The sequence below is a fragment of the Pseudomonas sp. BRG-100 genome, assembly GCF_000737955.1.
GTDB lineage: Bacteria > Pseudomonadota > Gammaproteobacteria > Pseudomonadales > Pseudomonadaceae > Aquipseudomonas > Aquipseudomonas synxantha_A.
This window is the reverse complement of record NZ_JPRX01000001.1, coordinates 1883394-1901731: the sequence shown is the minus strand read 5'-3', so window position 1 is coordinate 1901731 and position 18338 is coordinate 1883394. Positions and strand designations below refer to the sequence as shown.

Here is an 18338-nt window from a genome sequence, read left to right as displayed (position 1 = left end):
ATCGGTCGCCCACTCGACATAATCTGTCGCTTTATCTTCATTTGCTGTCGCGCCCCTGTAATTTCGCGGTTTTGATCGGTAGAATCGTTGCCTTTCCGTACAACCCCGTGGAGTGATGGCATGGCCGACGTAAACAAGGTCGTTCTCGCGTATTCCGGCGGCCTGGACACTTCGGTGATCCTCAAGTGGCTGCAGGATACTTATAACTGTGAGGTGGTGACCTTCACCGCTGACCTGGGTCAGGGCGAAGAGGTCGAACCTGCACGTGCCAAGGCGCAAGCCATGGGCGTGAAAGAGATCTACATTGACGACCTGCGCGAAGAGTTCGTCCGCGATTTCGTATTCCCGATGTTTCGCGCCAACACTGTCTACGAAGGTGAGTACCTGCTGGGTACCTCCATCGCACGTCCGCTGATCGCCAAACGTCTGATCGAGATCGCCAACGAAACCGGCGCTGATGCCATTTCCCACGGCGCCACTGGCAAGGGCAACGACCAGGTGCGTTTCGAACTGGGTGCCTATGCACTCAAGCCAGGGGTAAAAGTGATCGCCCCTTGGCGTGAATGGGACCTGCTCTCCCGTGAAAAGCTGATGGATTACGCTGAAAAGCACGCGATCCCGATCGAGCGTCATGGCAAGAAGAAGTCGCCGTACTCGATGGACGCCAACCTGCTGCACATCTCCTATGAGGGCGGCGTGCTGGAAGACACCTGGACCGAGCACGAAGAAGACATGTGGAAATGGACCGTCTCCCCGGAGAACGCTCCAGACAAGCCACAGTATCTGGAACTGACTTACCGCAACGGCGACATCGTCGCGTTGGACGGCGTTGAAATGTCTCCGGCCACCGTGCTGGCGACCCTCAACCGTATCGGTGGCCAGCATGGTATCGGCCGTCTCGACATCGTCGAGAACCGCTATGTGGGCATGAAGTCCCGCGGCTGCTATGAAACCCCGGGCGGCACCATCATGCTGCGTGCTCACCGTGCCATCGAATCCATCACCCTGGACCGTGAAGTCGCCCACCTTAAAGACGAGCTGATGCCCAAGTACGCCAGCCTGATCTACACCGGTTACTGGTGGAGCCCTGAGCGTCTGATGCTGCAACAGATGATCGACGCCTCCCAGGCCCACGTGAACGGCGTTGTGCGCCTGAAACTCTACAAGGGCAACGTGATCGTCACGGGTCGTAAATCCGATGAGTCGCTGTTCGACTCCAACATTGCGACGTTTGAAGAAGACGGTGGCGCCTATAACCAGGCGGATGCGGCGGGCTTCATCAAGCTGAACGCCCTGCGTATGCGGATTGCTGCCAACAAGGGGCGCTCGTTGTTCTGAGTGTTGCCTCGGTTGTGAAAAATGGCCCCTTATCCAAGGGGCCATTTTTTTTGCTTGTTTATTATTGGATGAACATAAATAGGGCAATGATGTTTATCAGTGTTTAGCGGGTGCTTGAGTGTGTTTTTTCTGAAACTTTACTGGTTGTTTTACTTTTTTGCGTTTTGTTTTTAACGCTGAATGATTTTTTACATCTGCTGAGGAACTATGTCTGACAGAAAATTCACTCATGTAACTGCAATAGCGAGGTTATTCGTTGAATTTTCTGTAGGAATTATGGAAATCTATAAATATGTTAAATGGAACTAATACAGACGGGCTTTCCTTGTCGTTCTGCGTGCAGCCAGGCTCCAGGCAAGGGGTATTTCCTGAAAGTCTTGTGCGGTGCGTTTACCTTCATAGGCTTATGCCAAGGACATTTCACTCAAAATATGTGCGCGTCGAGAAAAGTCTGAAAGCATCCATAAAGCCCTATACATCTAAGTTTGCGATTTTTTGTAGGCTAATTCCTATCTTCCTGTGGGTTGGGTCTCTCCCTGCCGTTGCTCGGGGTGGAATGCTATGCCAACTAGTAATCGACTAGGCTATTGTGTTTGCTCTAAATAATTCGAACAGCGAAATTGGACTTTCTCATGAATAAAGTGCTGATCGTGGATGATCATCCCGTCATTCGTCTTGCTGTGCGCATGCTAATGGAGCGTCATGGTTATGAGGTCGTTGCCGAGACCGATAACGGTGTCGATGCGTTGCAACTTGCACGGGAACACATGCCGGATATTGTGATACTGGATATCGGAATCCCCAAGCTCGACGGCCTGGAGGTGATTTGCCGGTTGGCTTCAACCAAGCAAGCCATATCGTTCAAGGTGCTGGTGCTGACGTCCCAGGCCCCTGGCCATTTTTCCATGCGCTGCATGCAGGCAGGGGCGGCCGGCTATGTCTGCAAGCAGCAGGATCTTACCGAGTTGTTGAGCGCCATCAAGGCGGTGCTCTCCGGCTACAGCTACTTCCCGAACCAGGCGCTCAATTCAGTGCGTTCAACCATGGGCAACGCCAGCGAAGCTGAAATGGTTGAACGCTTGTCGGGGCGAGAGATGATGGTGCTGCAGCAACTGGCACGTGGCAAAACCAACAAGGAGATTGCCGACGGCATGTTCCTCAGTAACAAAACCGTCAGTACCTACAAGACTCGCCTGCTACTCAAGCTCAATGCCCGCTCCCTTGTGGACCTGATCGAGTTGGCCCAGCGCAACGGCTTGGTGTAGGAGGACGTTGCACCGCTCAAAACCCGTGTATCCGGCAGAAAAAAGCCTCCGTCAGGGAGGCTTCCGGTCGTTCACGCATCGATCACAGATCGAAGTCGTAATCGGCCAGCTGTTTTTGCAAGCGTCGCTCTTCCAGAAGATTGTCGATAGTGCGACGTTTGCTCAAATTGGTCTTGGCTACCTCTACAGGTGTCTCTACCGCGTCCTCATCCGACTCAGCGAGGTCGTCTTCCACTTCCAGTTGTTCTTTGCCAGCGCTCATAAGATTAACTCCGGGCTAAGACTGCCATTGGGGCTCCTTATAGCGATAATCTGCGAACGGGTAAAAAAGATTTTTTCAATCGACTGATCAAAAAAATCAATGGTCGCTCAATCGTCGGACGTCTTGTCCTTGTATTCACACAGATCTTCGATGCGACAGCTGCCGCAGCGGGGCTTGCGAGCCTGGCAAACGTAGCGCCCATGCAGGATCAGCCAATGATGGGAGTCGAGCAAATACGGCTTGGGCACGAACTTCATCAGTTGCTTTTCCACCTCGACCACATTTTTGCCCCGCGCAATGCCGGTTCGGTTACTGACCCGGAAGATGTGCGTATCCACAGCCATGGTCAACTGCCGGAATGCGGTATTGAGTACCACGTTGGCCGTTTTGCGGCCCACCCCTGGCAAGGCTTCCAGGGCTTCGCGCGTTTTCGGGACTTCACCACCATGCAGCTCTACCAGCAGGCGGCACGTTTCGATCACATTCTTGGCCTTGCTGTTATACAGGCCGATGGTCTTGATGTACTCGGACAAACCTTCCACACCCAGGGCGTAAATCGCGGCCGGGGTATTGGCCACGGGATACAGCTTCGCCGTGGCCTTGTTGACACCGACGTCCGTGGATTGGGCTGACAGGATCACCGCAATCAGTAATTCGAAAGGGGAGGAGTAGGCCAGTTCGGTTTTCGGTTCCGGATTGTCTTCATGAAACCTGCGGAAGATTTCCAGGCGTTTTGCGGCATTCATAGGGGCGGACGTTTCCTTGCTGGCGGTCGACGTGATGTTAGCAATGCAAAGCGCAGGTTCAGGCGTCGGTGTTGGCCTCGGCATCCTGCAGCGTCTGCTCGGCGGCGTTCAACGCAGCGCTCAAGGCTGCCAGTTGCTGCTCGCCAGCCTGCTCGGCCTGGGCCTTTTTCAACTCGGCTCGGCGCATGGCCAGTTGGATTTTTGCACGCTTGAGGTCGGCGCTCTTGGGGGGCGTTGTCGGCGGCGCACTGTTGGCCTCCAGCGCGGCAAGCGCCTGTTCGCAAGCCTCGAACTGCCGTTGCAGCATAATCAATTGCGACTGTTGCTCAAAGGTAGGGGGATGCCCAAACGCCTTCAACGATTTGTGCAATTGAGCGCGACTCATGGTGACGCTGATTTTGGCCTGCTTGATCGCGGCGTCCTGAGCGGCCTGATGATTATTGACCTGTGTCGTTTCCACCGCAGCTGCGCGTTTGGCCCGTGTCAGGCGTTCGGCGAGCTTGCAGGCTTCCTCACGTTGCAGGCGGGCGTTGCGTTGTTCGAAACGCCGTCGCGCCCGATCACGTTTGAGGTCGCGTTCACGCCGCTCGTCATCGGTGCCTGCCAAGCCGCCCACGATAGGCAGTACGTCAGCGAGCGCACGCATCTCGATACAGTCGACGGGGCAGGGGGCGACACAGAGGTCGCAACCGGTGCACTCGTCGGTAATCACGGTGTGCATCAGCTTGGCGGCGCCCACAATGGCGTCCACCGGGCAAGCCTGGATGCATTTGGTACAACCGATGCATTCGGCCTCACGGATATAGGCAATCTGCGCGGGCGCTTCCCCGCGGCTGGTGTCCAGGTCCAGCACTGGCAGGTGTAGCAGTTGCGCAAGCCCGGCGATAGTTTCCTGCCCACCGGGCGGGCACTTGTTGATGGCCTCGCCCCTGGCGATGCCTTCTGCATAAGGCTTGCAACCCGGGTGCCCGCACTTGCCGCATTGAGTCTGCGGCAGCAGCGCGTCGATACGTTGAATGAGGTTCATGCTGTGATCATAGCGTTGACGCCCGGCCCAGGGAGGTGGGCAAGCTGAAAAGCCCCGCCGTGGCAACAGCGGGGCATTTTGCAGGAATTACTTGATGCGTTGGCCCGGCTTGGCGCCGCTGTCGGGGCTCAGCAGGTAGATTTCTTCGCCGCCAGGGCCCGCCGCCATCACCATGCCTTCGGAAATGCCAAACTTCATTTTCCGTGGCTTGAGGTTGGCGATCATCATGGTCAGGCGCCCATCGAGCTTGGACGGGTCCGGGTAAGCGCTCTTGATCCCGGAGAACACGTTGCGCTGTTCGTCACCGATATCCAATGTCAGGCGCAGCAACTTGTCGGCGCCCTCCACGGCTTCGGCCTTGATAATCAGTGCTACGCGCAGGTCCACGGCGGCAAAGGCGTCGAAATCGATTTCCGGAGAAATCGGGTCCTTGGCCAGTTCGCCATTGCCCGCAGGCGCAGATTGGCCGGTATCGGTCTGGCTGGCGACCAGGTCTTCTTTCGAAGCATCGGTCATGGCCTGGACTTTCACCGGGTCAATGCGGGTCATCAAGGGCTTGAACGCGTTCAACTGATGATTACCGAGCAAGGTGGCGTGATCGTTCCAGGTCAGCGGCGCCACATTCAGGAACGCCTCAGCATCGGCGGCCAGCAATGGCAGCACCGGCTTGAGGAAGATCACCAACTGGCGGAACAGATTGACGCCGGTGGCGCAGATAGCCTGAACCTCAGCTTCCTTGCCTTCCTGCTTGTTCAGCGACCACGGGGCCTTGTCGGCGATCCAGGCGTTGGCACGGTCGGCCAGGCCCATGATTTCGCGCATGGCGCGGGCGAAGTCGCGGGCCTCATAGGCGTCGGCGATGCTTGGTGCGGCGGCCAGGAAGGCGTCGGTCAGTTCCGGTGCGGCGTTCTCGGCTACCAGTACACCGGCGTTGCCCTTGTGGATAAACCCGGCGCAACGGCTGGCGATGTTGACGACTTTACCCACCAGATCCGAGTTGACCTTCTGTACGAAGTCTTCCAGGTTCAGGTCCAGGTCGTCGACACCCCGGCCCAGCTTGGATGCGTAGTAGTAGCGCAGGTATTCAGGCGACAGGTGGTCCAGGTAGGTGCGCGCCTTGATAAAGGTGCCACGGGACTTGGACATTTTCTGCCCGTTCACCGTCAGGTAGCCGTGCACGGCAATGCCGGTCGGCTTGCGGTAGCCCGAGCCTTCAAGCATCGCCGGCCAGAACAGCGCGTGGAAGTTGACGATGTCCTTGCCGATGAAGTGGTACAGCTCGGCAGTGGAGTCCTTGCCCCAGAACGCGTCGAAGTCCAGCTCCGGGGTGCGGTCGCACAGGTTCTTGAAGCTGGCCATGTAGCCGATCGGCGCGTCCAGCCATACATAGAAGTACTTGCCCGGCTCGCCCGGGATCTCGAAGCCGAAGTATGGCGCGTCGCGGGAGATGTCCCACTGCTGCAGGCCACTGTCGAGCCATTCGGAGAGTTTGTTGGCCACGGCGTCCTGCAAGGTACCGCTGCGCGTCCAGGTTTGCAGCATTTGCTGGAAATCCGGGAGCTTGAAGAAGAAGTGCTGCGAGTCCTTGAGCACCGGAGTGGCACCGGAGATCGCCGACTTGGGATCCTTCAGGTCGGTCGGTGCGTAGGTCGCGCCGCATTTTTCGCAGTTGTCGCCGTACTGGTCATCGGTGCCGCATTTGGGGCAGGTGCCCTTGATGAAGCGGTCGGCCAGGAACATCTTCTTTTCCGGGTCGAAATACTGGGTCACCGAACGTTGGTCGATGTGCCCGGCTTCCTTCAACCGCAGGTAGATCTGGCTCGACAACTCGCGGTTTTCGTCGGAGTGGGTCGAATGGAAGTTGTCGAAGTCCACCAGGAACTCGGCAAAGTCGGCGCTGTGTTCAGCCTGCACGTTGGCGATCAGTTGTTCCGGGGTGATACCTTCCTTTTCGGCGCGCAACATGATGGCCGAACCGTGGGCGTCGTCCGCGCAGACATAAATGCATTGATTGCCGCGATGCTTCTGGAAGCGCACCCACATATCGGTCTGGATGTACTCAAGCATATGGCCAAGATGGATGGAACCATTGGCATAGGGCAGGGCGCTGGTGACGAGGATCTTGCGTGGCTCGGACATGGGGCTCGGCTACTTGATGAAACGGAGGTCGGCCACTATAAAGCGCCGGGAAATTTATTTCACCCCGTGACGCTGTTTCAGAATCTTCCGGAACCTCGAAAGCGTGCCGTTCAACCGCCGGAACGGTTAGGATAGCCGCCTGTTTCAGTCAGTCTTTTTTCGGGAGTAGCCCATGAGCGCCGTCAATCGCGCAGCGGTGGAAGCCGTTCTTCGCCAGTACACCGACCCTTATTTGAACCAGGACCCGGTCAGTGCCGGTTGTGTGCGCAGCATCGAGGTCCAGGGCGACCAGGTGTCGGTACAGATGCAACTGGGCTATGCCGCAGGCTTGTTCAAACGCGGCTGGGCGCAGATGCTCCAAATGGCCATTGAGGGCATCGACGGCGTGGGTTCGGCCAAGGTCGATATCCAATGCGTGATCGCCCCGCACAAGGCCCAGGCGCAGATCCCGGGCCTGGCCAACGTCAAGAACGTGGTGGCGGTGGCCTCCGGCAAGGGTGGCGTGGGCAAATCCACCACCGCGGCCAACCTGGCCCTGGCCCTGGCCCGCGAAGGCGCGCGGGTGGGGATTCTCGACGCCGATATCTACGGCCCAAGCCAAGGCGTGATGTTCGGCATCGCCGAAGGCACGCGGCCGAAGGTCAAGGATCAGAAATGGTTTGTACCCATCGAGTCGCTCGGTGTGGAAGTGATGTCCATGGCCTTTCTTACCGATGACAACACGCCGATGGTCTGGCGCGGGCCGATGGTTTCCGGGGCGTTGCTGCAATTGGTCACACAGACCGCCTGGGGCGACCTCGATTACCTGGTGATCGACATGCCGCCAGGCACCGGCGACATCCAGCTGACCCTGGCGCAAAAAGTGCCGGTGGCCGGTGCGGTGATCGTCACCACGCCTCAGGACCTCGCGCTGCTGGACGCCAGGAAAGGCGTCGAGATGTTCCGCAAGGTCAATATCCCGGTGCTCGGCGTCGTGGAAAACATGGCGGTGCACATCTGCTCCAACTGTGGTCACGCCGAGCATCTGTTCGGTGAAGGTGGGGGCGAAAAGCTCGCGACCCAATACGGTGTCGAGCTGCTCGCTTCGTTGCCGCTGGCGATGGGCATTCGTGAACAGGCAGATGGCGGCAAACCAACCGTGGCGTCCGAACCGGACGGGCAGGTCGCGATGATCTACCAGGAACTGGCCCGGCATGTCGGCGCGAGAATTGTCTTGCAGGAAGCTGCTGCGCCGGCGATGCCGACCATTACTGTCAGTGACGACTGATGCCTTTCAACAGTAAGCGGTGGGGGCAATGAGGCTTATTGCCCTTTTCCGCAATTGTGCGTGTAAGCATTTGCTTACCTTTGCGTAAGCGATCGGTTTTTTTATCGTGCATGGACGTCTCGATTTTTTTGAGACTTTTTTCATCTCATTGAAAAACAAGACTTATTTATCTGTGTTTATGTGTCAGAGCGTGCCAGTCGATCGAACCGGGTCGCGTTGAACTTATCTTCGAACCCTCTAACATCAGCCCTGTGTCCACGGATTGACACAGCCATCAAGGAACGATGGTTTGAAGGAACGTCGCAGGATGCGATTCATCAGGATGATGAAAAGGAATACAGGGACTAGGGAAAAAATGTGGGCGGGTCATACCGCCCCTTTTTTCGCCTGTAGAAAAGTAAAAACGCTTCCATCAGAAACGCAAAAAGGCCCGCAAGGGGCCTTTTGGGGGCGGCGACGCTATCAGCGTTCGAGGTCTGCAATCTTACCTTTTTTGCCATCCCACTCCGCTGCATCGGGCATCGGGTCTTTGCGCTCGGTGATATTCGGCCAGATTTCCGCCAACTCGACGTTCAGCTGAATAAACTCCTGCATCTCCGCAGGCACTTCGTCCTCGGAGAAAATCGCGACGGCCGGGCATTCTGGTTCACACAGGGCGCAGTCGATGCACTCATCCGGGTGAATAACCAGGAAGTTCGGGCCTTCGTAGAAGCAGTCCACCGGACACACTTCTACGCAGTCGGTGTACTTGCACTTGATGCAGTTGTCGGTGACGACGAAGGTCATTTCTAATTTTCTCCTCAGGCGGCGGCAGCGAAACCCCTTGTGGTGGGGTTCGCGAGGTTTGAGAGCGATAGTCTGCGGACCAGGCTAAAAGCCCGCAGCATCCCAAACCGCGCGAGATTCTATCAGCTTGCAAGCGTCTGCGTTATATCCGAGTCTTCAGTGCATATAACATTTCGAGCGCTTTACGCGGCGTCAAGTCATCCAGATCAAGCTTTGCCAACTCATCCAGCACCGGATGGGGCAGGCTGGCGAACATATCGCTCTGGTGCGGCGCGGCGGGTTTCTTGCTGGCCTTGGCAGGGCTGGCGACCACGGTTTCATGGGGCAGGGCTGTGGTTTCCAGGCGGCTGAGGTGTTCGCGGGCGCGAGTAATCACGTCATTCGGCACGCCGGCCAACTGTGCTACGGCCAAGCCATAGCTCTGGCTCGCCGGCCCTGGCAGCACATGGTGCAGGAACACGATGCGCTCATTGTGCTCGGTGGCATTGAGATGCACGTTGGCCACCAGTGGCTCGCTTTCCGGCAACACCGTGAGTTCGAAGTAGTGCGTGGCAAACAGTGTATAAGCGCGCAAATGCGCCAGGCGTTCGGCCGCCGCCCAAGCCAGGGACAGGCCGTCGAAGGTGCTGGTGCCGCGACCCACTTCGTCCATCAGCACGAGACTGCGCTCGGTAGCGTTGTGCAGGATGTTGGCGGTCTCGCTCATTTCCACCATAAAGGTCGAACGGCCACCCGCAAGGTCATCACTGGAGCCGATCCGCGTGAAGATGCGGTCCACCAGGGACAGCTCGCAACTGGCCGCCGGCACAAAGCTGCCGATATGGGCCAACAACACGATCAACGCGGTCTGGCGCATATAGGTGGATTTACCACCCATGTTCGGACCGGTGATCACCAACATGCGGGTATCGTCGTCCAGCGACAGGTCGTTGGCGACGAACGGCGTGGTCAATACCTGCTCCACCACCGGGTGGCGACCTTGCACAATGCGCATGCATGGCTCGCTGACAAACCGTGGGCAGTTCAGGTCAAGGTTCAGCGCTCGTTCGGCGAGGTTGCTCAGTACATCCAGCTCCGCCAGGGCGGCCGCAGTGTCCTGCAATGGCGCCAAACGGCTGATCAAATCCTCGAGCAAGGCTTCGTAAAGCATCTTTTCCCGGGCCAGGGCGCGGCTTTTGGCTGACAGCGCCTTGTCTTCGAACTCCTTGAGCTCTGGGGTGATAAAACGCTCGGCACCCTTGAGCGTCTGGCGACGTTGATAATCGATAGGCGCCGACTCCGCTTGCTTGCTCGGTAACTCAATAAAGTAGCCATGCACGCGGTTGTAGCCCACCTTCAGGTTAGCCAGACCGGTGCGGGCTTTTTCGCGGGCTTCCAGGTCGATCAGGAACTGGCCGGCGTTTTCGCTCAGGGACTGCAGCTCATCCAGCTCGCTGTCGTAGCCGGTTTTCAACACGCCGCCATCACGGATGATCGCGGGCGGGTTGTCGATGATGGCTTTTTCCAGCAGCGCCGCGAGGTCCGGGTAAGTGCCGGCAGTCACCGCCAGCTGTTGCAAGTGAGGCGTATCCAACTCAGTCATTGCCAGTTGCAACTGCGGCAGGGCGCTCAAGGCATCACGAAGGCGCGCCAGGTCGCGGGGTCGTGCATTGCGCAGGCCGATCCGCGCCAGGATACGCTCGATATCACCGATTTCTTTGAGTTGCGGCTGCAGCTTTTCAAAGCGATAGCCATCGAGCAGGCAGGTAATAGAGGTTTGACGCGCTTGCAGCACGGTCAAGTCCCGCAGCGGACGGTTCAGCCAACGAGTCAGCAAGCGACTGCCCATCGCGGTCTGGCAGCGGTCGACCACCGATTGCAGGGTGTTATCGCGCCCGCCGGCCAGGTTAGTATCCAATTCCAGGTTGCGACGGCTGGCGCCATCGAGCACCACGGTATCGTCCAGGCGTTCATGACGCAGGCTGCGCAAGTGGGGCAGGGCGGTGCGCTGGGTTTCCTTCGCGTAGCTGAGCAGGCAGCCAGCAGCGCCGATGGCCAGGGTCAGCGTTTCACAGCCAAAGCCTTTAAGGTCCTGCACCGAGAACTGCTGGCACAGACTTTTCAGCGCCGAATCACGCTCGAAATCCCACGGCGCACGACGCTTGGTCCCACGACGTTTCTCCGCCGGCAAGTCCTTGGGCCAATCATCCGGGATCAACAACTCCACCGGGTTGATACGCTCCAGCTCCGCCAGCAGGTTCTCCCAGCCCTTGATCTCCAGCACGCTGAAGTTGCCGCTGGTGATATCCAGCACCGACAGGCCGAACAGACGCTCATCGCCCAACACCGCAGCGATCAGGTTATCGCGACGCTCATCCAGCAGTGCCTCATCACTCACCGTGCCCGGCGTAATAATGCGCACCACCTGACGTTCCACCGGCCCTTTACTGGTAGCCGGGTCGCCGATCTGCTCACAGATCACCACCGACTCGCCCAGCTTCACCAGCTTGACCAGGTAGCCTTCCAACGAGTGATAAGGAATCCCACACATCGGAATCGACTGCCCCGCCGACTGGCCGCGCGCGGTCAGGGTAATGTCCAGCAGCTTGGCGGCCTTCTTCGCATCTTCATAGAAGATCTCGTAGAAGTCGCCCATGCGATAGAACATCAACTGATCAGGGTGCTGGTTTTTCAGGCGCCAGTACTGCTGCATCATCGGGGTGTGGGAGGATAGGTCTGAAGTGTTTTTACTCATTGGGTAGTAGGCAAATTCGTTGAAAGTGATGGGGCAAAGGGGGCGCTTGGCCCAGCATTTTTTGCGATGGAGGCAAGGTTAACACGCGAGGTCGGCCCTTCGCAGGTCGCAAACGGCCAGGTAAAACGCGAAAGCGGCGTCGCCTCAAGAAGCTCCCTCGCCACAGGTTAGCGGTTTAATCAGGCATTGCAGCAGCGTTAAACAATCCGGTCAGTGCCTGGAAGATGATGAGCTGACTTTTCATATCTCAATGCAGGATGCAGATCGTGAAGACGACCAAACTATTTGGACCTACGCCCACTGGCCGGAAACAACCCTCTGATCACCCCAAGAAACGCCGCAAACAAATTGATTGAAGTCGCCGTAGTGATGGCTATCAATACATTGTCCGAGAACGGCGCTTTACCCGAGTAATACGTCGACCAGCCATTCCACACCAGCAGAACCGCCCAGAAGATCACCCCGCAGGCGGCAAACCAAAACGCACGCCCTGCATACTTCTTGCGCAGTTGCCGTTCGGCTTTCTGGTCTTTGAGGTTTTGGCTTCTTTCATCGTCGGTACCTATGGCTTGCTCGCCACCGGCCTGGGAGTCCTGGTCAGGCCCTGCCACGGGGGGCAGGGTGAGTTCCAGGTTGTCGAGTTCTTCACTCACGGATGCGGCTCTTTGGGTGAATGAGTGCTGCCATGTCTTCCCAGTCGATGGCGGAGCCGTCGGCGCCCTTGAGGGCCCAGGCTGTGCCGTCCTCGTGGGACAGGTTGGACAGTTGGGTACCGGACCATTTGCCGTATTTGTTAATGATCCGGTCAATCAAACGATGGGTATAGGTATCGCTCTCCGGAACCCTCGGTGTAACGAAGACAATGTCTTCGGCGTCGGGCTTCAGGTTGCTGAGCAGCGAGGTCACCGGGCGATTACCGTAGGATTTCAGCTCATGGTAAAGCGACGGAATGACCGGGCCATATTGCCAGCGGGCGAAGTGGTCATCCATCAGGGGCTGGTCTCGCTCGCGCAAATGCCAGGACTGTGTATAGAACAGCAGTTTCTGCAGCTTCATCGGGGTCAGGCCCGAAACCTTGCCTTCCTTCGCGCGTTCAATGAAGGCGTTAGCAACAGCTAGCGCTGAATAAGCCATGAGCACCTCCGTCGTTGCTGGCTAGGTGATTGACGAGTTTTATACATAGCCCCTGAATTGTCGATAAGCAAGGGAGGCTGTTCATTTGCCGCGTCTTACCTCAGGCGCTCGCAATAATAGTGAGTATTTAACTGTCTGGATATACAGTATTTTGTTTCAGGCTAAACACAATTGGATGTTTAATGCATAAATATGCAAATTAGCATTTGCCAACCTTAAAAACTCCCGTCACTATCCGCGTTATGCAAAAACGCAATGTTTCTATCGTCTTAAGAGAGCTGCTGGATCGCGACCGGATCTCCCCCACGGAGCTTCATCGGCGCACCGGCGTGCCTCAATCCACACTGTCCCGGATCCTCAGCGGCAAGATCGTTGATCCGTCGGATAAACACATCTCCCGTATCGCCGAGTATTTTCGCGTGAGCACCGACCAACTGCGCGGGCGCGCTGCGGTGGGAGCCTTGCGCGATGACGGGCGCGACCCGATGCATTCGGAACTCAAGGACATAAGCCTGTGGGACGACGACACCCCCGTCAATGATGACGAGGTGTCGATCCCCTTTCTGCGCGAGGTTGAATTGGCTGCTGGATCAGGAAGATTCGTCATCGAGGAAAGCGAGAAGGCCAGCCTGCGGTTCGGCAAGCGCAGTCTGCGGCATAACGGCGTGCAGTTCGACCAGGCCAAGTGCGTGACGGTACGCGGCAACAGCATGTTGCCGGTACTGCGCGACGGCGCCACGGTTGGCGTGAACGCCGGTAAAAGCGGCATTGGCGATATCGTCGATGGTGATCTGTATGCCATCAATCACAACGGCCAGCTGCGAGTTAAACAGCTCTACCGCCTGCCTTCCGGGATTCGCCTGCGCAGCTTCAACCGTGATGAGCATCCGGATGAGGACTACAGCTTCCAGGATATACAGGATGAGCAGATCAGCATCCTCGGTCATGTTTTCTGGTGGGGCATGTACGCCCGCTAACCCCCTCGCGTAAGACGAAACCCGCCCATGAGCGGGTTTTTTTTACGGCCCGAAAAAACCGGCAAACCCCATGCTGGCAAGGCCTCAAATGCATTTGTGCATTTCCATAGCAAAAATAAATGCATTTATGCATTGACTGTATATGCATACATGCATATTCTCCATCTCAAGCCAGCCAACAAGGCCTGGTGGAGGTGGCAAGGATGCTGCCAAGGAAGACAAGGAAGGCACGCAACATCGGCAAGGACGCCATCGAAGCGATGGCAGGGATGCCAGGCAATACCGGCAAGGATGCCGACGCTCTTTAGTTTCAACGCTTCAAAAACAGGCAGCGATGAACCGGCCTTGACGGTTCAGAGGGTTGGCAACTGACCCGGGTGTGCAGCGTAAAGCACCAGAAGCAGTTATCCGGCAGACAGGGATCGTGGTCGGAAAAACATCGAGGAAAGGACCGTACCGCGCCAGTAGCGCCGAAAGTCCGAGGACAGCATTACTGAAAAGCCCGGGCAACCGGGCTTTTTGGAATGCCTACCTATCGAAGCATCTGTAAATGAAATATGGATTATTAAATGCTCAGCCAGGAGGCGTGACATGACAAATGAACAGCAAGCGTTAGCGGAAATGCCTATCTGGCTGGTCATCGTATTGGCCGTGATCGGCGGCGTATCCGGCGAGATGTGGCGCGCCGATAAGGAAGGGGCTCGCGGTTGGTCGCTGATCCGACGCCTGGCCCTGCGTTCCGGGGCGTGCATGGTCTGCGGGGTTTCGGCTCTGATGCTGTGCTACGCAGCGGGGATGTCGATCTGGACCGCCGGCGCCATTGGTTGCCTGACCGCCATGGCCGGTGCCGACGTGGCTATCGGCCTTTATGAGCGGTGGGCGGCCAAGCGCATCGGGATCAACCAAGGCTCCCGCCAGGACCCGCAGTAATCGTTGCAAGGACGCTACATAAAATGACGCTTATCGAAAAGCCATCCCAACTGCCCCAGGCCGTGGGCGCTGCGCTGCATGCAGCCTTCCCGGACCTCAAGGTCGGCAGTCATCAGGACTTCCAGGGCGACACTGAAAAAAACGGTGTGCAGGTCACAGTCGAAGGCAATGGCCCGGGCATTCGCTCTCGCGAAGGGCGCAAGGCTCACGTGCTGAGCATTTCACTCAGGGCCATGGTCGCCCCCGGGGCATTGCCGTTCGATGCCTGCGACCTGGCCAGCCAACTCATGGACCTTGTGCTGGACAACCGTTGGGACCTGCCCCAGGCACAGTGCGATTTGCCCGCAAATATCGTCGCCGCTCCGGCTGTGCGCAGCACCCTTGATGCGGACTACGACACCTGGACGGTTTCCTTCACTCAAACCCTCTATCTGGGGCCGCCGTTACTTGAAGATCCTACAGGCCAGCCGCTGTTTGCCTGCACCTGGGACGTCTCCAACATCGACGACCCGGCCCAATACAAACCACTGGCGGAGTAGCCCATGTTCGACGCGCTGTTACGCATGCAATTGGGACCGATCGTCGAACGCCTGGCAGAGATGGAGACCCAACTCGAAGACCTTTACCGCCGCGCTGAAAGCTTCTGCCGGATTGGCATTTGCCAGCAGGTCGATGCGGCCAGCAACACCTGCAAGGTCAGCCACGGTGATTTGCTGACCCCGGCGATCCGCTTTTTCAACCCCAGCGCCGGTGCGCAAACGGAAACCCGCATTCCAACGGTGGGCGAGCAATGCCTATTGCTTAACTACGGTGGTGGGGAGGGCGGCGTGCAGTCAGTGGCGCTGTTCGGCCTCAACAGTGATCGCTTTCCGCCGGTCTCCAGCGTCGCGACGCTGACCAGGCGTCGCCATCAAGACGGCACCCAAAGCGACTACGACGACGCCAGCCATACCTTCAACTGGGTCAACGGCCCAACCGCCGTCAGCGGCTCCCGTGAACAGGTCGACATTAACGTCGGCGCCGCCAGCCTGACCATGAATGCCCAGAGCATCACTTTGCAAATCGGCGGCACCAGCCTGTTGCTGGATGCTGGCGGAGCTCACTTCAGCGGCCCGGTAGTGGACCATCAAGGACGCGTCATCAGCCCGCGATAAGGACATCCCATGCTCGGAATCGAGAGGAACACCGGGGCAGCCGTCGATGACTGGCTGCAATTTGTGCAGCGCGCCACCCGAGCGCTGACCACCCCCGTGGGCACCCGGCAAAAGCGTCCGTTGTATGGCTCGCTGATCCCGCAGTTGCTCGGGCAAAACCTCGGCGACGACCTGCTGATTCTCGCCCAGAGCCATGCCGCCCAGGCGTTCTACAACACCCATAACGGCATCAGCGATTTTGACCCCCAGGTCATCGTCGCCACTCGCCAAGGCGCCGGCCTGTTGCTGCGGTTTGCCGGCACCTGGAAAAACCGCCAACAATCCTTCGAGGTCGTGACATGAGCATGTTGATCCCCGGCCAGAACCAACTGGCGGAACCGACCATTATCAAGGTGGATGAGTTCGAACCGTTGCTCGCCGAGTTCAAGGCGTTTGTCATCGACTACGTTGACAGCCGAGCTCCGCAAAGCGCGGCCAAACTCAAAGTCAGTCTCGACAATGAAAGCGAACTGCTGACCCTGGCCCTGGAAGCGTTTTGCGTGCGTCTGCAAACCCACGAGCGCAAATACAACGCCCGCATCAAGCAGATGCTGGCGTGGTGGGCCACCGGCAGCAACCTGGATGCGCGCCTGGCCGATATGGGCCTGGAGCGCCAAGTGCTCGACCCTGGCGACCCGGCGGCGTTCCCGCCCGTGCCGCCCACCCTGGAAAGCGACGACGACGCTCGCCTGCGTTACTACCTGGCGCCCCATGCTCCGGCGGCCGGCTCGCGGATGCAGTATCGCCGCGAAGTGTTCACCCTTGGCGAGCGCCCGGCGGTGAAAGTGCAAAGCGCGACGCCGGGTGTGGTGACGGTCACCTACACCTTCGATCCAGATGGTTACGCAGCCCAGGTCAAGGACGGCAACGCCCGACGCACCGCACCGGGTGAAGTTATGGTCACTGTGCTTTCTCGCGAGGGCGACGGCACGCCGTCTGCGGACTTGCTTGACGGTGTGCGTCGACATTTCGCACGGCCGGATGTACGGCCCGAAACCGACCTGGTCAGCGTCCAAGGCGCGCAGATTCAACCCTACAAAATTCGCGTGGTGGCCAAGATCAACGCCGGCCCGGACTCGGGGCTGACCCAAGTGGCCGCGCAGAAACTGCTGCAAGACTACGCTGAGTCCTGCCACCGCCTGGAAGGACGGGTGGACCCCAGCTGGATCGATTACGCCATCCACAGTGCCGGAGCGGCCCAGCTGCAAATTCTTGAACCGCTGGCGCCCATCGTCAGCACCGCGTTCCAGGCCCCGTATTGCACGGGCGTCGAGGTGGAGGTGCGCACGCTATGAGTGAATCTAAAGCGAGTTTGCTACCGGCCAACAGTTCACCGCTGGAAAAGGCGCTGGACCTGGGTTTCGGCACATTGCTCGAGCGCGTCACACCGCCGTTTCCAGCGTTGATGAACCCGCTGCAAACCCCCAGCGAATTCCTGCCTTACCTGGCCGCCGACCGCGGCGTCAGTGAATGGGATGCCGAGGCCAGCGAGGCGGAAAAGCGCCTGACCGTGGCCTTGTCCTGGCAAATCCAGCGCCAGGCCGGCACGCCCAAGGCACTCAGTCATGCGGTGGAGTCATTGGGCTTCACTCCCAACATCAGCGCCTGGTATCAGCAGCGCCCCTTGGGTGTGCCTTACACCTTCGACGTACAGGCGATCATCGGGCGCAGCTGGTCCAGCGGCGACCACAACCGGCTGATCCGGCGTATCAACGCAGCGAAAAGTGAGCGCGACCAGGCGACGATCACCATCGTGCATGAAACCGAAGGTCAGCTTGCATTCACGCAAGTGCTAGATGCCCCTTTAAGCGACGGCGAGTTTTATCTAAACGGCGCGTTGCCGGAATTGGCGCTGGTTGCTCGGCTTAACAGTGCCGGGGTTGCCCAGCACTACACTATTAACGACTACGACCTCAGGGCGCAGCCATGACAGATGAAATCACGCGCCTGGTGCGCTTCACTTCCAAAGGTTTGGATGAAGTGCTGCAGGCAAAGAACCAGGGCCTCAAAGGCGAAATTACCCATATCGGCGCCGGCACTGGCCGCTATACCCCCGACGGTAGCGAGGTAGCCTTGCGCGATGAGCGCCAACGGGTGGCCATCGTCGATTACGAAGACCTGGGCGCGCGCCAACTCAGGATGGCCGCGCTGTTTGATGGCGACGGTGAATATGAGATTGGCGAGTTCGGTTTTTACCTCGCAAGCGGGACTTTGCTGGCGGTGTATTCCGTGGCGGGGAAGTTGCTGACGTATAAGGCGGCGGCGGCTCGGGTGCTGCAGAAGTTTACGTTGGATGTATCGCCCTTGCCGGCGGATAGCGTGACAGTAGTGGTGGGGACTGAGAATCTCAATGTCTTACTAACGGAAGAGCTGGCTTCACTCTCGGCAGCGAGCATCGACAATATGACACGGGGTATCGGGGTTCTATTTCGCCTGATGGCGCTGGAGGAGAGAACAGTTTAACCGCCTCTTTCAAATGACCCTGAGGACGGAATACGTTGGCTTGATTGAAAGCCGTTAAGGGATGACCAGTAAAACAA

Annotated in this window: 19 protein-coding genes; 11 read left to right on the top strand and 8 right to left on the bottom strand. The window is 58.1% G+C overall.

Annotation, left to right across the window (positions count from 1 at the left end; all coding sequences use genetic code 11):
• Positions 1-120 precede the first annotated feature (120 nt).
• Both JH25_RS18700 and JH25_RS18705 read left to right on the top strand, forming a co-directional pair.
• Positions 121-1338, top strand: coding sequence for an argininosuccinate synthase (locus JH25_RS18700; protein ID WP_005785276.1), 1218 nt, complete (start codon positions 121-123; stop codon positions 1336-1338).
• 632 nt (positions 1339-1970) lie between these two features.
• Positions 1971-2603, top strand: coding sequence for a response regulator transcription factor (locus JH25_RS18705; RefSeq protein ID WP_005785278.1), 633 nt, complete (start codon positions 1971-1973; stop codon positions 2601-2603).
• Between the two features lie 82 nt (positions 2604-2685).
• Here JH25_RS18705 and JH25_RS18710 read toward each other — a convergent pair whose 3' ends face one another.
• From JH25_RS18710 to metG, 4 genes are all read right to left on the bottom strand, one after another.
• Positions 2686-2865: a PA3496 family putative envelope integrity protein gene (locus JH25_RS18710; RefSeq protein ID WP_005785279.1), complete on the bottom strand. Its 180-nt coding sequence runs from the start codon at positions 2863-2865 to the stop codon at positions 2686-2688.
• Positions 2866-2972: 107 nt separating this feature from the next.
• A complete protein-coding gene (gene nth, locus JH25_RS18715; protein WP_032877527.1) occupies positions 2973-3611 on the bottom strand; it encodes an endonuclease III in 639 nt (212 codons plus the stop codon).
• Between the two features lie 58 nt (positions 3612-3669).
• The gene (rsxB, locus tag JH25_RS18720) at positions 3670-4638 is read right to left on the bottom strand and encodes an electron transport complex subunit RsxB (protein ID WP_032877526.1); all 969 of its coding nucleotides are present in this window, start codon (positions 4636-4638) and stop codon (positions 3670-3672) included.
• An 87-nt stretch (positions 4639-4725) separates the two neighbouring features.
• Entirely contained in the window at positions 4726-6777 is a 2052-nt protein-coding gene (gene metG / locus JH25_RS18725) for a methionine--tRNA ligase (RefSeq protein ID WP_032877525.1), read from the bottom strand.
• 172 nt (positions 6778-6949) lie between these two features.
• Here metG and apbC point away from each other — a divergent pair, with 172 nt between their 5' ends.
• Entirely contained in the window at positions 6950-8044 is a 1095-nt protein-coding gene (apbC, locus tag JH25_RS18730) for an iron-sulfur cluster carrier protein ApbC (protein ID WP_032877523.1), read from the top strand.
• A gap of 462 nt (positions 8045-8506) precedes the next feature.
• Here apbC and fdxA read toward each other — a convergent pair whose 3' ends face one another.
• The 4 genes from fdxA to JH25_RS18750 form a co-directional block, all read right to left on the bottom strand.
• Positions 8507-8830: a ferredoxin FdxA gene (fdxA, locus tag JH25_RS18735; RefSeq protein ID WP_003208688.1), complete on the bottom strand. Its 324-nt coding sequence runs from the start codon at positions 8828-8830 to the stop codon at positions 8507-8509.
• A gap of 142 nt (positions 8831-8972) precedes the next feature.
• Entirely contained in the window at positions 8973-11564 is a 2592-nt protein-coding gene (mutS, locus tag JH25_RS18740; RefSeq protein WP_032877521.1) for a DNA mismatch repair protein MutS, read from the bottom strand.
• Between the two features lie 281 nt (positions 11565-11845).
• Entirely contained in the window at positions 11846-12217 is a 372-nt protein-coding gene (locus JH25_RS18745; RefSeq protein ID WP_032877520.1) for a hypothetical protein, read from the bottom strand.
• Positions 12210-12698, bottom strand: coding sequence for a Panacea domain-containing protein (locus JH25_RS18750; RefSeq protein WP_032877518.1), 489 nt, complete (start codon positions 12696-12698; stop codon positions 12210-12212). Before JH25_RS18750 ends, JH25_RS18745 begins: the two co-directional genes overlap by 8 nt.
• A 233-nt stretch (positions 12699-12931) precedes the next feature.
• On the opposite strand from JH25_RS18750, the gene JH25_RS18755 reads away from it, so the two are divergent.
• The 8 genes from JH25_RS18755 to JH25_RS18790 all read left to right on the top strand — a co-directional run bounded on the left by JH25_RS18755 (position 12932) and on the right by JH25_RS18790 (position 18261).
• Complete coding sequence (locus JH25_RS18755) at positions 12932-13675, top strand: LexA family transcriptional regulator (RefSeq protein WP_177327421.1); 744 nt, start codon at positions 12932-12934, stop codon at positions 13673-13675.
• Positions 13676-14266: 591 nt separating this feature from the next.
• Entirely contained in the window at positions 14267-14605 is a 339-nt protein-coding gene (locus tag JH25_RS18760) for a phage holin family protein (protein WP_005785384.1), read from the top strand.
• A gap of 23 nt (positions 14606-14628) precedes the next feature.
• Complete coding sequence (locus tag JH25_RS18765; RefSeq protein ID WP_032877517.1) at positions 14629-15144, top strand: hypothetical protein; 516 nt, start codon at positions 14629-14631, stop codon at positions 15142-15144.
• 3 nt (positions 15145-15147) lie between these two features.
• Positions 15148-15759 (top strand): phage baseplate assembly protein V, encoded by a 612-nt coding sequence (locus JH25_RS18770; RefSeq protein WP_032877515.1) that lies wholly within the window; start codon positions 15148-15150, stop codon positions 15757-15759.
• Between the two features lie 9 nt (positions 15760-15768).
• Positions 15769-16101: a phage baseplate protein gene (locus JH25_RS18775; RefSeq protein ID WP_005785388.1), complete on the top strand. Its 333-nt coding sequence runs from the start codon at positions 15769-15771 to the stop codon at positions 16099-16101.
• A complete protein-coding gene (locus JH25_RS18780; RefSeq protein WP_032877513.1) occupies positions 16098-17093 on the top strand; it encodes a baseplate J/gp47 family protein in 996 nt (331 codons plus the stop codon). Before JH25_RS18775 ends, JH25_RS18780 begins: the two co-directional genes overlap by 4 nt.
• Positions 17090-17728 carry a phage tail protein I gene (locus JH25_RS18785; protein WP_032877512.1) on the top strand — a complete coding sequence of 213 codons (639 nt, stop codon included), beginning with the start codon at positions 17090-17092 and terminating at the stop codon, positions 17726-17728. Before JH25_RS18780 ends, JH25_RS18785 begins: the two co-directional genes overlap by 4 nt.
• The gene (locus tag JH25_RS18790) at positions 17725-18261 is read left to right on the top strand and encodes a hypothetical protein (RefSeq protein WP_032877511.1); all 537 of its coding nucleotides are present in this window, start codon (positions 17725-17727) and stop codon (positions 18259-18261) included. The genes JH25_RS18785 and JH25_RS18790 overlap by 4 nt, the downstream gene beginning before the upstream one ends.
• Positions 18262-18338 lie beyond the last annotated feature (77 nt).

What these genes read in the sequence shown, in the direction of transcription:
- JH25_RS18780 (WP_032877513.1), top strand. Translation starts at nt 16,098, where the DNA reads ATGAGCATGTTGATCCCCGGCCAGAACCAACTGGCGGAACCGACCATT.
- JH25_RS18760 (WP_005785384.1), top strand. Translation starts at nt 14,267, where the DNA reads ATGACAAATGAACAGCAAGCGTTAGCGGAAATGCCTATCTGGCTGGTC.
- JH25_RS18700 (WP_005785276.1), top strand. Translation starts at nt 121, where the DNA reads ATGGCCGACGTAAACAAGGTCGTTCTCGCGTATTCCGGCGGCCTGGAC.
- rsxB (WP_032877526.1), bottom strand. Translation starts at nt 4,638, where the DNA reads ATGAACCTCATTCAACGTATCGACGCGCTGCTGCCGCAGACTCAATGC.
- JH25_RS18705 (WP_005785278.1), top strand. Translation starts at nt 1,971, where the DNA reads ATGAATAAAGTGCTGATCGTGGATGATCATCCCGTCATTCGTCTTGCT.
- JH25_RS18785 (WP_032877512.1), top strand. Translation starts at nt 17,090, where the DNA reads ATGAGTGAATCTAAAGCGAGTTTGCTACCGGCCAACAGTTCACCGCTG.
- JH25_RS18790 (WP_032877511.1), top strand. Translation starts at nt 17,725, where the DNA reads ATGACAGATGAAATCACGCGCCTGGTGCGCTTCACTTCCAAAGGTTTG.
- JH25_RS18765 (WP_032877517.1), top strand. Translation starts at nt 14,629, where the DNA reads ATGACGCTTATCGAAAAGCCATCCCAACTGCCCCAGGCCGTGGGCGCT.
- apbC (WP_032877523.1), top strand. Translation starts at nt 6,950, where the DNA reads ATGAGCGCCGTCAATCGCGCAGCGGTGGAAGCCGTTCTTCGCCAGTAC.
- mutS (WP_032877521.1), bottom strand. Translation starts at nt 11,564, where the DNA reads ATGAGTAAAAACACTTCAGACCTATCCTCCCACACCCCGATGATGCAG.
- JH25_RS18750 (WP_032877518.1), bottom strand. Translation starts at nt 12,698, where the DNA reads ATGGCTTATTCAGCGCTAGCTGTTGCTAACGCCTTCATTGAACGCGCG.
- JH25_RS18770 (WP_032877515.1), top strand. Translation starts at nt 15,148, where the DNA reads ATGTTCGACGCGCTGTTACGCATGCAATTGGGACCGATCGTCGAACGC.
- JH25_RS18710 (WP_005785279.1), bottom strand. Translation starts at nt 2,865, where the DNA reads ATGAGCGCTGGCAAAGAACAACTGGAAGTGGAAGACGACCTCGCTGAG.
- fdxA (WP_003208688.1), bottom strand. Translation starts at nt 8,830, where the DNA reads ATGACCTTCGTCGTCACCGACAACTGCATCAAGTGCAAGTACACCGAC.
- metG (WP_032877525.1), bottom strand. Translation starts at nt 6,777, where the DNA reads ATGTCCGAGCCACGCAAGATCCTCGTCACCAGCGCCCTGCCCTATGCC.
- nth (WP_032877527.1), bottom strand. Translation starts at nt 3,611, where the DNA reads ATGAATGCCGCAAAACGCCTGGAAATCTTCCGCAGGTTTCATGAAGAC.
- JH25_RS18775 (WP_005785388.1), top strand. Translation starts at nt 15,769, where the DNA reads ATGCTCGGAATCGAGAGGAACACCGGGGCAGCCGTCGATGACTGGCTG.